The organism is Chenggangzhangella methanolivorans, from assembly GCF_042648545.1.
GTDB lineage: Bacteria > Pseudomonadota > Alphaproteobacteria > Rhizobiales > Methylopilaceae > Methylopila > Methylopila methanolivorans.
The window spans coordinates 1-12,919 of the sequence record NZ_JBHRXS010000028.1 but is presented as its reverse complement, the minus strand read 5'-3'; the positions used below and the strand labels follow the sequence as shown (position 1 = coordinate 12,919).

General features: G+C 63.7%; 21 protein-coding genes and 1 pseudogene. 16 read left to right on the top strand and 6 right to left on the bottom strand.

The window, feature by feature from the left end:
• Positions 1-155 precede the first annotated feature (155 nt).
• From ACFOWB_RS26570 to ACFOWB_RS26560, 3 genes and pseudogenes are all read left to right on the top strand, one after another.
• Positions 156-290, top strand: a pseudogene (locus ACFOWB_RS26570) (integrase core domain-containing protein); the annotation flags it as partial.
• A 144-nt stretch (positions 291-434) separates the two neighbouring features.
• On the top strand, positions 435-860 hold the full coding sequence (locus ACFOWB_RS26565) for an organic hydroperoxide resistance protein (protein WP_261402112.1): 426 nt from the start codon (positions 435-437) through the stop codon (positions 858-860).
• 190 nt (positions 861-1,050) lie between these two features.
• Positions 1,051-1,365 carry an SRPBCC family protein gene (locus tag ACFOWB_RS26560; RefSeq protein ID WP_261402111.1) on the top strand — a complete coding sequence of 105 codons (315 nt, stop codon included), beginning with the start codon at positions 1,051-1,053 and terminating at the stop codon, positions 1,363-1,365.
• Positions 1,366-2,346: 981 nt separating this feature from the next.
• Here ACFOWB_RS26560 and ACFOWB_RS26555 read toward each other — a convergent pair.
• Positions 2,347-2,670, bottom strand: coding sequence for a hypothetical protein (locus tag ACFOWB_RS26555; protein WP_261402110.1), 324 nt, complete (start codon positions 2,668-2,670; stop codon positions 2,347-2,349).
• Positions 2,671-2,988: 318 nt separating this feature from the next.
• On the opposite strand from ACFOWB_RS26555, the gene ACFOWB_RS26550 reads away from it, so the two are divergent.
• The 3 genes from ACFOWB_RS26550 (at position 2,989) to ACFOWB_RS26540 (ending at position 4,860) form a co-directional block, all read left to right on the top strand.
• Complete coding sequence (locus tag ACFOWB_RS26550) at positions 2,989-3,903, top strand: manganese catalase family protein (protein WP_261402109.1); 915 nt, start codon at positions 2,989-2,991, stop codon at positions 3,901-3,903.
• A 74-nt stretch (positions 3,904-3,977) separates the two neighbouring features.
• Complete coding sequence (locus ACFOWB_RS26545) at positions 3,978-4,139, top strand: hypothetical protein (RefSeq protein ID WP_261402108.1); 162 nt, start codon at positions 3,978-3,980, stop codon at positions 4,137-4,139.
• Between the two features lie 43 nt (positions 4,140-4,182).
• Entirely contained in the window at positions 4,183-4,860 is a 678-nt protein-coding gene (locus ACFOWB_RS26540; protein WP_261402107.1) for an HAD family hydrolase, read from the top strand.
• A 123-nt stretch (positions 4,861-4,983) separates the two neighbouring features.
• Here ACFOWB_RS26540 and ACFOWB_RS26535 read toward each other — a convergent pair whose 3' ends face one another.
• The 5 genes from ACFOWB_RS26535 to ACFOWB_RS26515 form a co-directional block, all read right to left on the bottom strand.
• The gene (locus ACFOWB_RS26535) at positions 4,984-5,916 is read right to left on the bottom strand and encodes a PhnA-like protein (protein WP_378150361.1); all 933 of its coding nucleotides are present in this window, start codon (positions 5,914-5,916) and stop codon (positions 4,984-4,986) included.
• Positions 5,917-6,051: 135 nt separating this feature from the next.
• Positions 6,052-6,333, bottom strand: a complete 282-nt coding sequence (locus ACFOWB_RS26530) for a hypothetical protein (RefSeq protein WP_261402106.1) — start codon at positions 6,331-6,333, stop codon at positions 6,052-6,054.
• The gene (locus tag ACFOWB_RS26525) at positions 6,330-6,530 is read right to left on the bottom strand and encodes a hypothetical protein (RefSeq protein WP_261402105.1); all 201 of its coding nucleotides are present in this window, start codon (positions 6,528-6,530) and stop codon (positions 6,330-6,332) included. Before ACFOWB_RS26525 ends, ACFOWB_RS26530 begins: the two co-directional genes overlap by 4 nt.
• A 29-nt stretch (positions 6,531-6,559) precedes the next feature.
• The gene (locus ACFOWB_RS26520) at positions 6,560-7,051 is read right to left on the bottom strand and encodes a hypothetical protein (protein WP_261402104.1); all 492 of its coding nucleotides are present in this window, start codon (positions 7,049-7,051) and stop codon (positions 6,560-6,562) included.
• 61 nt (positions 7,052-7,112) lie between these two features.
• The gene (locus tag ACFOWB_RS26515; RefSeq protein ID WP_261402103.1) at positions 7,113-7,445 is read right to left on the bottom strand and encodes a hypothetical protein; all 333 of its coding nucleotides are present in this window, start codon (positions 7,443-7,445) and stop codon (positions 7,113-7,115) included.
• Between the two features lie 291 nt (positions 7,446-7,736).
• Here ACFOWB_RS26515 and ACFOWB_RS26510 point away from each other — a divergent pair, with 291 nt between their 5' ends.
• The 10 genes from ACFOWB_RS26510 (at position 7,737) to ACFOWB_RS26465 (ending at position 12,833) form a co-directional block, all read left to right on the top strand.
• Positions 7,737-7,895 (top strand): hypothetical protein, encoded by a 159-nt coding sequence (locus tag ACFOWB_RS26510; RefSeq protein WP_261402102.1) that lies wholly within the window; start codon positions 7,737-7,739, stop codon positions 7,893-7,895.
• A gap of 5 nt (positions 7,896-7,900) precedes the next feature.
• A complete protein-coding gene (locus tag ACFOWB_RS26505; protein ID WP_261402101.1) occupies positions 7,901-8,293 on the top strand; it encodes a SpoIIAA family protein in 393 nt (130 codons plus the stop codon).
• Between the two features lie 45 nt (positions 8,294-8,338).
• Positions 8,339-8,515: a DUF2934 domain-containing protein gene (locus ACFOWB_RS26500; RefSeq protein ID WP_378150356.1), complete on the top strand. Its 177-nt coding sequence runs from the start codon at positions 8,339-8,341 to the stop codon at positions 8,513-8,515.
• A 105-nt stretch (positions 8,516-8,620) separates the two neighbouring features.
• Positions 8,621-9,790, top strand: a complete 1,170-nt coding sequence (locus ACFOWB_RS26495) for a zinc-dependent alcohol dehydrogenase (RefSeq protein WP_261402099.1) — start codon at positions 8,621-8,623, stop codon at positions 9,788-9,790.
• 11 nt (positions 9,791-9,801) lie between these two features.
• Entirely contained in the window at positions 9,802-10,599 is a 798-nt protein-coding gene (locus tag ACFOWB_RS26490; protein ID WP_261405802.1) for an SDR family NAD(P)-dependent oxidoreductase, read from the top strand.
• Between the two features lie 32 nt (positions 10,600-10,631).
• A complete protein-coding gene (locus ACFOWB_RS26485; protein WP_261402098.1) occupies positions 10,632-10,946 on the top strand; it encodes a hypothetical protein in 315 nt (104 codons plus the stop codon).
• Entirely contained in the window at positions 10,943-11,731 is a 789-nt protein-coding gene (gntA, locus tag ACFOWB_RS26480; protein ID WP_261402097.1) for a guanitoxin biosynthesis heme-dependent pre-guanitoxin N-hydroxylase GntA, read from the top strand. The genes ACFOWB_RS26485 and gntA overlap by 4 nt, the downstream gene beginning before the upstream one ends.
• Entirely contained in the window at positions 11,728-12,327 is a 600-nt protein-coding gene (locus ACFOWB_RS26475; RefSeq protein ID WP_261402096.1) for an urea carboxylase-associated family protein, read from the top strand. The genes gntA and ACFOWB_RS26475 overlap by 4 nt, the downstream gene beginning before the upstream one ends.
• Positions 12,324-12,635 (top strand): SemiSWEET family sugar transporter, encoded by a 312-nt coding sequence (locus ACFOWB_RS26470; RefSeq protein ID WP_261402095.1) that lies wholly within the window; start codon positions 12,324-12,326, stop codon positions 12,633-12,635. The genes ACFOWB_RS26475 and ACFOWB_RS26470 overlap by 4 nt, the downstream gene beginning before the upstream one ends.
• A 9-nt stretch (positions 12,636-12,644) precedes the next feature.
• Positions 12,645-12,833 carry a DUF2177 family protein gene (locus ACFOWB_RS26465; protein WP_378150352.1) on the top strand — a complete coding sequence of 63 codons (189 nt, stop codon included), beginning with the start codon at positions 12,645-12,647 and terminating at the stop codon, positions 12,831-12,833.
• The last annotated feature ends 86 nt before the right edge of the window (positions 12,834-12,919 follow it).

Sequence of the window (12,919 nt, the reverse complement as noted above, 5' to 3'; positions counted from 1 at the left end):
GTCCTCCAAATGGCCAAAAGCCATACCTCAGGGAGGACCACTTCTCAGGGGGCAGACCACTTTGCATCCGCGAATGAAAGCCCGCGGGCGAGCGCATGGCGAGATACGGAAAATACCTAAGATGTAACTGTCAGCCCCGATGAGTGGGCACAACGGATCTTCTCAACGACGAGGTCTTCTGCTCGCTCGCCGAAGCCAAGGCCGTAAGCGAGAGCTGGCGACGCCACTACAACGCGGTCCGTCCGCACTCGGCGCTAGGCTACACGCCACCCGCACCCGAGGTCGCGCTATGGCCGGCTGCGCAACCCTGACCAACTCCGCCGGCCACAACAACCGTCGCGTCATCGACGCTTATGAACTACTAATGTAACCGGACCAGTCCATGGGGGCCGGCCAGAGCTGTCGGACGTAATCGAAATCAGAAGGAGAGACCGATGCCTGTTGACGTGAAGTATCGCACCACCGCGACCGCGACCGGGGGGCGCGACGGATCTGCCCGTACCGACGACGGTTCCTTCGAGGTCAAGCTCTCCACCCCGAAGGAGCTCGGCGGCGCCGGCGGCGACGGGGCGAACCCCGAGCAGCTTTTCGCGGCCGGCTACTCGGCTTGCTTCATCGGAGCGATGAAGGCCGTCGCGCCCTCGCTCGCTCTGAAGGTCCCTGCCGACGCGACCGTGAGAGCGACGGTGGGGATTGGACCGCGCTCGGAAGGCGGCTTCGGCATCACCGCCGAACTCCTCGTGAAGCTGCCTGGCTTGGACGAGGCCGACGCGCACAAGCTTGTCGACGAAGCTCACAAGGTCTGCCCGTATTCGAACGCCACGCGCGGCAACGTCGACGTCGGGTTGAAGCTTGGCTGACTCAGCGGAATCTCTCGGGCGGCGCCTCCAACGGGCAGGCTCGGGACGGCGGATCGCCGTAACAGGCGTGATGTGAGGTGACCCGGCCCAACGACCAAAACGCATCCGTCTCGAGTCGCAATAACTAAGAACCTTAGGAGGAAATGCTCATGAAGAAGCTGCTTCTGCTCGCCCTTCCCGCGCTCGTTGGATGACCGCCGTCGAGGTGATCGAGTCTATCGAGATCAAGGCCGCGCCGGAGAAAGTCTGGGCGGCGAGCGCCAAGGACTTCTGCGGCATCGGCCAGTTCCATCCGGCGGTTGAGAAGTGCGCGCTGTCGAACGAGGGCAAGACACGCACACTGTCGTTGAAAGGAGGCGGCACGATCGTCGAGAACCAGACGGCCGTGAAGGAGGGCAGCAGCTACTCCTACGTGATCGTTGAGAGCCCGCTTCCTGTCGCGGACTACAAGTCGACGTTCTCGATCAAGGGCAGCGGCGAGAGCTCGACGGTGACCTGGACCTGATCGTTCATGCCCAAGGGTAACGACGAAGCGACCGCCAAAAGGCCCGCCCCAATACACGGCCGGCGCTTGAACGAGCGATCACGCAAAATTGTTGCCCCGCGCCCAATGCTTCTTGAAACGCGTGTCTTGGCGCTGCGCTGGCTGGCGCCGACGGTCCCGCGCTGCCGCCGCGTCGTCGTCCTGCGACGAGCCTCGGTCCAGTGAACCCACCCACGATCTCGTGGCGCGAAGGGGCGCGGCGCTCTGTCGGCCATAACCGGACTGTCCACACGACCGGTTTGGGTCAGCCGCGCTCATAGACGCGCAGTCGTTCGGCGCCAACAGCAGACACTAGCGTACGTTCCAGAAGCGGACGTTCGCTTAAACCGGCCGTTTCGGGCGCTATAAGGCACGGACAGCCTGAATCGAACGCCTCAGATCGACGCGTTTGGCAAGATCGCCTACTCGTCTGGATCGCGTTCGCTCAACCTGACCGAGCTGAAGGACGCCGAGCGGGTCTCGGTCAACTCGGCTCGATCGGGATGGGGTCATTCGAAGCGAATTTGCTGCGGCGCGATCGCGGCAAAGATCGCGTCCTAAGGGTTGGCTACGGTCGAAATCGAGTATCGTGGCCGGATGCTGTCGGGGACCTACGGCATCCGACGTTGAAGGGCGTCGCATTCCTTGCCGTCACCAGTCGTGTTGTCGAGGTGACGAACGGGGGCTTCGACGCAGGGATCCGATACGGCGGCGCAATGCCGGAGGGCATGATCAATCAGCAGCTTTCGTCCGACATCTGTGGGTCGCGGCCGCCAATCCCGGCTACCTGAACATTTCGGCAAGCCCAGCTATCCCGACGAGCTAACGGACCATCGCTGCCTGTATTAGAGGCTGGGCGACGACACGATCTACCGATAGGAGTTCGAGCGCTGCGAGAAAAAGCCCATGCACCCGCGGCTGCGCAGTCGGCTTAAGCCAAGCCGGACGCTGTTGAGGAAACCGTCAGGTGTCGAGCAGTTTCTTGGCCGCCTGTATCGCCTCCATGCACATGGCCTCTTCGCCGCGCTGGTCGTGGGCGGTCGCCTTGAGAATCTGTTCCGACGCGCTTTTCGTTCCGCCTCCGGCGGCGCCGATCGGCGCGGCCTCCGACGTCTTAGGCTGCTCGCCCGCGCCCTTGTCGGCACCAACGCTTGCGGTGCCTTCGGTCTTTGCAGATCCGGTGTCGGTCGGGGTCGATTGATTGCCCGGCTTGTTCTTGGCGTCCGTCATCGCCGCGCTCTGCTGCAGCGCCTTGATCTGATCGGTGCACTCGCCTGCGATCGCCACAGTCGAAATGCACGTTAAAGCCACGGCCGTGGCGATGAGATTATTGACATAATACACTGAATATCTCCGCTATTTATTGCTATGTCTGTTTTTATCTATCAGAGATGGCCATTCAATTTGAAAATACAACGTTCTCTGTATTTTTTATTTTGAAGATCGGGAACATCTGCGCCGAAGGTCCGTTGGCCTGACGAGACCGGCGGCCGGTGCCGGACATCCAAACCGCGTCTTATTTCGCCCGTCGCAGACACTGTCTGCCGCGGTCGGTCCGACGCGTGCGCCGGCGAACCTTCATTCGTTCAAATTGAAAGACGTTCAATGTTTATGAGAATCGATAAGCTTCAGGCCAATCTGCCGAAGCCCAAGAAGGCTGATCCAAATGCGGCGGCCGCACTGCAGGAACTGCTCGGCGGGAAATTCGGCGAGATGTCGACGCTAAACAACTACATGTTCCAGAGCTTCAACTTCCGCAACAAGTCGAAGGTCAAGCCGTTCTATAGCTTGGTCTCCAGCATCACGGCCGAGGAGCTCGGCCATGTCGAGCTTGTCGCGAATGGCATCACGATGCTGGCCAACGGGCCGACGCCGGACGAGGACCACAAGGGCGACATCTCGTCCGCGCCGTTCAAGGACATGACCGACATCAGGTCGGCCGCCTCCTTCCTGCATGCCGGCGGCGGCGCGTTGCCGGTCGATTCCAACGGACTGCCGTGGAACGGAACGTTCGTGTTCTCGACCGGCAATCTGGTGCTCGACCTGCTTCACAATTTCTTCCTCGAATGTGGCGCGCGGATGCACAAACTGCGCGTCTACGAGACGCTGTCGGATCCGACCGGGCGTGAAGTCTGCGGCTATCTGCTGGTGCGCGGCTCGGTCCATGCACATTCCTACGCGCTCGCGCTGAAGAAGCTCACCGGTGTCGAGATGGAGAAGATGCTGCCGACCCCGAACATCGACCTATCGAAGATTCCGGAGTCGCAGAAGTATCTCGACGAAGGCAGCCATCGCCGCCTCTATACCTGGGGCGAGGAGACCTATCGCGACATGGCCGCGATCTGGGGCGGCGGCGAGCAGGCGCTTCCGGGCGACCCGCCTGGCGATCTCGAGGTCGTCTCCGGTCATCCGGACGGCGCCAAGATCGACGAACTCGTGGGCGCCTCCGCCGCGTTCACGACCGACTACGCGCCCGAAGAGATCTTCGACATCGCTGCGAAGCTCCACGCCAAGATGTGACGACACGGGGCGGCCGACAGCGATGCCGGCCGCCTTCGCGCGTCTAGACCCCATGAAAGCCCTCAAAGATGATTATGAAACGCAACTCGCCGCCCGTCGGCGCCACCACCCAGGTCACGTCGGAGGTCGACGCCAAGGGCGGGACCGATCGCCCGAGACGCATGCCGATCGTGCTGGGAGCGAGCATTCTCGCCGCTCTCGTCGGCATGGGCGTGGCGTGGGGCTTCATTGTGTGAGCGATCCTACCGAAGAAGGCGCGCACGCTAGCAGGCGTACAACGTGACGCCGAAACCGTCCGCGTTCCTGTTCGATCTCGACGGCACGCTGGTGGACAGCGTGTATCAGCACGTATTGGCCTGGAAGGATGCGCTGGACGCCGAAGGCATCGAGCTTTCTGTCTGGCGCATTCACCGCAAGATCGGGATGAGCGGCGGCCTGTTCGCCAACCAGCTGCTTCGCGAGATCGGGGTCGAGATTAGCCCTGAGCGCATCGCTCGGCTCGGCGAATCTCACGCCGAGGCCTATCGGCGTTACGGCGACGGCGTCCGCCCGCTGCCGGACGCCAAGGCGCTGCTGGACTGGCTGTCGCAGAACGATGTCGACTGGGCGATCGCGACAAGCGGTCGGATGGCGACGGCCGCCGTAAACCTTGCGGCGCTGGGCGTAGATCCCGATCGAAACGTCGTCGTGACCAGGGACCAGGTCCAGCACGCCAAGCCCAATCCGGATCTGTTCATTGCCGCCGCCGAGCGGCTCGGCGTTCCGATCGAAACGTCGATCGTGATTGGCGACAGCATCTGGGACATGCTGGCGGCTATGCGCTGCCGCGCCCTCGGCGTCGGCCTCTTGAGCGGAGGCTACGGCCTCGAGGAGCTGCGGAACGCCGGCGCTTTCCGCGTCTACGACGATCCCGCGGACCTGTTGAAGCATGTCGACGAGGTTGGCGGACGCCGCTGAACCAGGGACGGGCGCGCCATGGTTCTGACAGGCGGCGCATAAAGGAACGGGCGGGGTCCCACACAGAGGATCCCGCCCGTCGTCTTGCCCAGACATCGCCAGACGACCGTCCGGGCGGATGCGTCAGACGCGCGGGCGCGTCGTCGTTGTGGTCGCGGCTGTCGGAACCATGCGGCGGACGGCGCCCATCGCTCCGCCGAACCAGGCCGCGATAGCGCCGAGCAGCAGGGCGACAAAGCCGAGCAGCGCACCGCGCGAGACGACCTTGGTGGCCGTCACCGCGGCGTTGGTCGCCTGCTGCTTGGCCTGAGCGACCGTCTGCCGGTATTTCGCCTCATAGTCGCCGATCTCCACGCGCGCCCGGTCGACCGGGATGTTGCGGGCCTTGGACAAAGCCTCAGCCGCGCGACCTCGGGCCTCCTCGGCCTTGGCCGGATCGCCCATCACGACCGCCTGCATGGCAGTGACGGCGCCGGACTGGAGCGCCTGCGGATCGCTGCCGCTGTTTTCACGCACCGAACGATCGAGGTCAGCCATCGGGTTCATGGTCGCGAGGGAGGGGCCCGCGGCCTGCATCGCGGTCGAAGCCGCTCCGCCGACGCCGCCAATGGTGCTTGTCACGCCGTTGAACGCTCCGCCCATAAGCGCGCCGACCGACGTCGTCAGGAGGTACAGCACGACCATTGTCGCGACCGCCCAACTCACGAGCCCGTGATAGGAGCCGGTGTTTCTGCCGGTCCGACCCGAAAGCCGGCTCGAGACGTAGCCGCCGGCGAACGCGCCGATGACGCCCGCGACGACGTACCAGAGGCCGCCGGCGATCGAAGCCGAACTCGCCGCGGGATTGTCGCCCGTGCCGGGATCGATCACGGCGGCGCCGATGCCAACGCCGAGCAGGTTGAGGAGGAACTGGACGGTGAGCGCCATAACGACGCCTGCGAATACCGCGCCCCATGAAATGTTGCTGCGCGCGAAAGTCCGATCGGCCGCATCCGCTCTGTCGCCGGCGGCATAGGTTCTCTGGCCGGTGGCTCCCGCCATTGGAATGTCTGTCATATTGCTCTCCTTCGAGAGTTCGACGGCCACGAAGGCGACCGGTCAGTCAGGCGTCGAGGTCGACATTCCTGCAGTTTCACCGCCCGGCCGTCGTGCGAGCCACAGCGAGGGCAATTTCTGATCGGAGGCGCGCCCTCAGGCGCCATGCAGCCTGACGGCGTTGGCGCGCACGACGGTCCGGTAGTCGTCGATCACTGCCTCGATCGAGTCGCCCGCCATGAGCGCCGAACCGCACCGCATGGCGGCCTCGGCCTTCTCCGACATCATGAGCATCGCCTCTTCGGTCGCCGCCGAGCCGCCCCACATCGCCTTGACTGTGCGCAGCCCGATGACCTCCAGGCATTCGCCCGTCAGCGCGGACATCTTGAAGAAAGCGCCGAAAGGGCCGGTTTCGTGAAGATCGGTGGCGTCGGTCATCGGTCGGTCCTCGGAACGGGTCCAGTGTCGGGCGTCACCGCGGCCGAATGATCGTCGGCCTCGCGCGTCGCGTCGCCGTCTTCGCCCTCCGGACGGGCGCTGTGAACGCCGTCGTTGCGCGAATCAGCCTGCGAAGGAGCCATCGCGCCCTTCGCGTCGTCCTTGATCCGGGCCTTGCGGTCGTCGGCGTCGATCATCTCGGCATCCTTCTCTCGGGCGCGCCTCCTTATTCGGAGACGTCGCCGTTGGAACTGACATGAAAGCTCTTGTCGCCGTCGGCGGTCGCGACGGTGATCTCGTACTCGATCGTCGTCCCGGACTGTTCGGCGGCCGCGCCGATCGCACGCCGTTCAGGCGCGCGGCTCTCGATGATCGAGACCGCGTCGCGCAAGCTGAGCTTCGCGGCCCCGCCCGCGTCCGGCGTCAGACTCGTCATCAGGCTGGCGACCTTCTGATCGGTCACCCCGATGAAGGAGCCGTTGTTGGCGTCGATGTGGTAGTGCGCCAGCATACCGTCGCGCCGGAGCACCACTACGTCGTGCGAGCCGCCGCCAATCGCGAAAGGCGTGAAGACGGCCGAGATCGCCCGTGCGCGGCCGGCGTTCTCCGCAAGTTCGACGCTCTGGACCAACCCGACCCGCGAGGACTTCGCGCCGTCAAGCGCCCCTTGCGAGTGGGAGTTGCGGTCCGGCCCGGGAGTGACGAGATCCCTAGCCATCGTCGGCGGGCTCGTCAGAACAAGGCTGGCCGCGCATGCGGCCAAGAGCGTCGCTCGCATGTTACCGGGACTTTCCCTGACTAGCGTCCGATCCGGGCGCCGCGCCGACCGCGCCCGGCGCGCTGCTCGCGCCAGGAGCGTTGTCGTCGCGCGCCTTGGGCATCGCCGCCGTGCCCTTACCTTCCTGCTGCTGCTTGACGTCCTGGGGCGAGGTCGCGAGCGGCGACGCCTCGTTGGACATCGCGCCGGTGGCGCCGGGCGAGGACTGCTTGGGATCGGTGGTCTTCTGGCTGCCGGACGGGGCCGGACCGTCGGAGGTCGACGGAGCGGTCTGAGCGATAGCGGCAGCGGCCGTCATGGCGACGACAAGCGCCGCGCCGAGAATCATTTTCATCTAGGCATCCAAACGCGACCGGGACGCAGCTCCGGGTCGGAGCGATCAACCTGCGCGATGGAACTAAAATTAAATATTGGCTCGAAAGTTCCTGGCGCCCGGCTGCAATTCGTCGACCAAATTTCCCGATGAAATCCAAATGCAGATTGTATTATACCGGTATAACGATCTGGGATAATTTCGTTCGATTGCACGATTTATTTCAGCTGAAATGATTTTTGTAGGGATCGAACGGGGGTTCGAACGGTTGCGTCCATGATCGAGCCACGCACGGCTTCATGGAGACAGCGCATGACCGGCAATGAAATGGTCCCCAGTCTCATGTTTATGACGTTCGGCGCAGCGATCCTGTTCGGCGTCGTGTCGCTGGTCTGGTTTCTGCGCAAGCGCAGCAATCGCGACGCCTACAAGCGTGCGACCGGTATCGACGAAGACGCCGGCAAGCGGTAACGACGGTGCCGATCGACGCGCCAGAACGCTCGATCGTCAGTCGCGACAGCCCGCGGCTGGACCTGCTCGTTTTTGAAATTCAGTCGAAGATCCCAAAGGCGGACATCGAATGGATGTCGCGGATCGTCGATCGCGCGTTCGAAGAACATGAGCAGATCGACATGCTGCTGCTCATGACGAACTACGAAGGCTCCGAGCTCAGCGCGATGTTGGACGGCGAGGCGCTGAGCGTGCAGTCGCGCTCCGTCGCCCGCGTGAGGCGCTACGCCGTTGTCGGCGCCCCATCCTGGGCGCGCACGATGATCGAAATCTTCGGGTCGCTTTCGCCTGTCGACGCCAAGACCTTCGAACTCGCCAACGAAGCCGCGGCCTGGGCTTGGGTGGATCAGCGGCCCTAGGCCCGACCTAAGACCGCCTTCCATCCCCCCAATCGAGGACCATCGATGACCGACCGCAACAATCTGATCGAACAGCGCGCTTACGATCTCTGGGTCGAGGCCGGAATGCCCGACGGGCAGGCGGAAGCGCATTGGGCTCAGGCCGAACGCGAAATAGGAGCCGCCGACGACAGCGGCTCGGTCCAGCCGGCGCTCGGCACGATCAACGGCGACGACGACTGATCGCCGACCTGCCGCGCGTCGCAGAGCGCGCGGGCCATGGCGCGACCCCGCGCCTTTGATTTCGCTTCGTTGGCTCAAGACCGGCGACGGCCTGGAGACGTCTTGATGAAAGCTCTGACCTGGCACGGCAAAGGCGACATCCGCTGCGACAGCGTGCCGGACCCCACCATCGTCGACGCCACCGACGCCATCATCAAGGTGACGGCCTGCGCCATCTGCGGCTCGGACCTGCACATCTATGACGGGGTGATCCCGAGCATGGAGAGCGGCGATATTGTCGGCCACGAGTCGATGGGAGAGGTCGTGGAGGTCGGAGCCGCCACGAAGAACCTGAAGGTCGGCGACCGTGTCGTAGTGCCGTTCACGATCTCCTGCGGCGAGTGCTTCTTCTGCAAGCGCGGCTTCTTTTCAGGCTGCGAGCGCTCGAACCCAAACAAGAAGACGGCGGCCAAGCTCTGGGGCTCCTCGCCCGCGGGCTTATTCGGCTATTCCCATCTGCTCGGCGGCTACGCCGGCGGACAGGCGGAATATCTGCGCGTGCCCTACGCCGACGTCGGGCCGATCAAGGTGCCGGATCATCTCTCCGACGAGCAGGTGCTGTTCCTCTCCGACATCTTCCCGACCGGCTACATGGCGGCGGACTTCTGCGACATTAGCCAAGGCGACACGATCGCGATCTGGGGCTGCGGACCGGTCGGCCAGATGGCGATCCGCTCCGCCTTCATTCTCGGCGCCGAGCGCGTCATCGCGGTCGACACGGTGCCGGAGCGGCTTGCGCTGGCTAAGGCCGCCGGCGCGATCACGCTCGATTTCCACGACGAGGACATCTACGAGCGCATCATGGACCTGACCGATGGTCGCGGCGCCGACGCCTCGATCGACGCGGTGGGCACCGAAGCCGACGTGACGGCGAGCGCCGACAGCATCGTGGACCGCGTCAAGGCCGCGCTGTTTATGGGCACCGACCGTCCGCACGTGCTGCGCCAGGCGATCCACTGCACGCGCAACTTCGGAATCGTCTCGATCGTCGGCGTCTATGGCGGTTTCCTCGACAAGGTGCCGATGGGTTCGGCGATCAACCGCGGCTTGACGTTCCGCATGGCTCAGACGCCGGTCCAGAAATACCTTCCGCTCCTGCTCGAGCGGATCGAGAAGGGCGAGCTCGACCCGTCTTTCGTGATCACCCATCGCGGCGGTCTCGAAGACGGACCGGACCTCTACAAGACGTTCCGGGACAAGCACGACGGCTGCATAAAAGTGGTGTTGAGACCATGAGCGACATGATCATGGGCAACAAGACCGCAGGCGGCCGGCGACCGCTCGCCGTCGTCACCGGCGCGTCGAGCGGCATCGGGCTCGAGCTCGCCAGAGAGTGCGTCGACGGTGGCTTCGACCTGGTGGTCGCGTCCGACGACGGCGAGATCGATGCCGCAGCCGGCTTCTTTCGCGAGCGCGGGGCCGACGTCACGGCGATTACTGCCGACCTCTCGACGGCGGACGGCGTCGAAGCGCTGATCTCGGCGATCGACGGCCGTCCTGTCGACGCCCTGCTGGCAAACGCCGGCCGAGCGCTCGGCAAGGCGTTCCTGGATCAGGACTTCGACCGCGTCCGTGGGCTGGTCGACACCAACGTTACCGGCACGCTCCATCTGATCCACCGTGTCGGACAGGGCATGCGCTCTCGCCGTTCCGGCCGCATCCTGATCACAGGGTCAATCGGCGGCTATGTTCCGGGGCCGTTCGACGCGGTCTATGACGCCACCAAGGCGTTCCTGAACAACTTCTCGTTCGCGCTCCGACACGAGCTGAAGGACGAGAACGTCACCGTCACGGTCCTCATGCCGGGACCGACCGAAACTGCGATCTTCGAGCGCGGAGATCTCGGCGACACCAAGGCCGGCGTTATGAAGAAGGACGACGCGGCCGAGGTCGCGGCGACCGGATTCAAGGCCATGATGGCAGGCGACGGCGACGTTGCGAGCGGCCTGAAAGCCAAGTTGATTTCGGCGGCCGCCAACGTGGTTCCGTCGTCGGTGCTCGCCGCGGCTCACGCAAAGGGCGCCAAACCCTGGTCCGGCCGATGACGCTGGCCCGTAGCCACTGAATTGGAGCCAAGATGACCGAGACCGCCACCCTTCTGCTGATGCCCGACGGCGACCGCCCGGAGGTGGCGGACTTCGCGGCAGGCGACGTGTTCTCGACCTTCGAGGCAGCGATCCGCGCCGCCCATCAGGGCGCAGGGCCCAAGGAGGCAATGGTCCCCTGGGTGCTGTTCGGCGGCAAGGTCATGGAGCCGGATCATGTCATGGGGGTCAACACGCCCCCGGCCCCTCTCGAACGGCTGAAAGAAACACAGGTTGGCGACAGGCTGGACGAAGCCCTCGAGGACACGTTTCCCGCCAGCGACCCACCGGCGCGCAGCGAGCCTTGAACAAGCTTGCCGGACCGCCGCACGAGGCCACTGAGCAGGCTTGGCATCTCACGAGGAACGAACGCTTCACGTGTTCGTTGACTGAGTCAACAGTTCCTGAGGTTATTATGTCTTTTAATGCGTCAATTAAAACTGATGATTTTCGTACATTTATTGAAAAGAGCGAATTTCCTTGTGTCGGAGCCAAGTCAGCGCTGCGCCGAGATCAAACGAAGTTCTGGTCGGGTGTGGACTTGCGCGATGGGTCGGGCGATCGAGACCTTCTCAAAAACCTGTACGAGTTCATAGACTGGTACAAACAGGACGACGCGATGTTCGCCACGTTCGTCGCCATATTCGACGGCCCGCTTGGCCTGACGGAGGAGGCGTTCGAGCAGGCGTTGTGGGACCGCCTCGAGGCCTTGCATCATCTTGATGCGGAGAGCCATCGCTGGGACAAGACAGTCTCGAAAGACCCGGAGTCGTCGCTGTTCGGCTTCAGCCTAAAATCGGCGGCCTGCTTCGTCGTAGGCCTGCATGACGGCGCCAGCCGCGCCGCGCGCCGTTTCGAACGCCCGACACTCGTCTTCAATCTGCACGAGCAGTTCGAGAAGCTTCGTGCGGAAGGCAAATACGAGCCGCTTCAGACGGCTATCCGCAAGCGCGACACGGAGCTGGACGGGTCGATCAATCCGATGCTTGCGGACCACGGCGAGGACAGCGAAGCCAAGCAGTACAGCGGCCGGGAAGTCGGGGAAAACTGGCGCTGCCCATTCCAGCCTACCGAACGCGAAGAAGCTGCGTGACCCAATGCATTGCGCCGCGATCCGGCGTCGCGTTCGAGCTGTCACAGGGGCAGGTTTTAGAGGTGATCGATCCGCAGGGCGAGCAGGTGGCCGACCTGGTCGCATTCTCGCGAGACGACCTCAACGAGGCTATCTCGTCCGGTCGTTCGATCGATTACGCCTCAAAAATCTTCCTGACCACCGGCGATTCTATCTACTCAAACCGCAGCCGCGTGATGATGACGATCGTCGCCGACACGGTCGGCCGCCACGACTTCCTGCTAACACCCTGCAGCGCCGACACCTTCCGCATCATCTACGGCCACGACCATCCCCACCGCGGGTGTCATGGAAACCTGACCGCGGCGCTCGAGCCCTGGGGCATCGGCCCGGACCAAATTCCGGTCGCCTTCAACGTCTTCATGCATGTCGAAGTGAACGGTCAAACGGGTGAACTGAGAGTTCTGCCGCCCAAGAGCAACGCCGGCGATCATGCCCGGTTTCGCGCTGAAATGGACCTTGTGATCGGGTTGACCGCCTGCTCGGCCGAGCAGTCCAACAACCACAGCTTCAAGCCGATCCATTACCGGGTGCTCAACGCCCACGAGGTTCCGTGAGCCTGCAATCCTTCGACCTCGTGCTTGTGATCGGGATTCTCGCCACGTTGTGCTCGACCGCAAGCTTCGCGCCGCAGGCGTGGAAGATCATCAAGACTGGCGACACCAAGTCTCTGTCGACCCCGATGTACGCCGTGACCGTTTGCGGTTTCGCGCTGTGGCTCGCCTACGGACTTGCCCGCACAGAGTGGCCGCTGATCGTGACGAACGCGACATGCCTTGGCCTATCAGCCTTCATTTTGGTGATGAAAATCCTTCCTAGCGCGATCACGCGTCGGGTGTCGCAGACCCTGAATCCCAAGTCGTGAAGCCGCCCCGTGGGCCACGAACGCACGCTGGGCAGTGCCCGACAGCAGGGAAGCGGCACTACCTCTGACCTGACCAACTTAGCCGCGATCCGCGGCTTCCCAACGACCTTGGCGCTGGTCGATCTTGCTTCAGGCACGGTTCTATCTGCTGTCGCTGCCACTATCAGGTTTTCTGCAACACGCGATCTCTCCGGTTGACGTCGGAAAGCAGTCGCTTGCGGCGACCGCTAATGGGATGGACCGGCTGCTTCCCTCGGCGGGTTAGCCTTCAAGGCTGTTGCCCG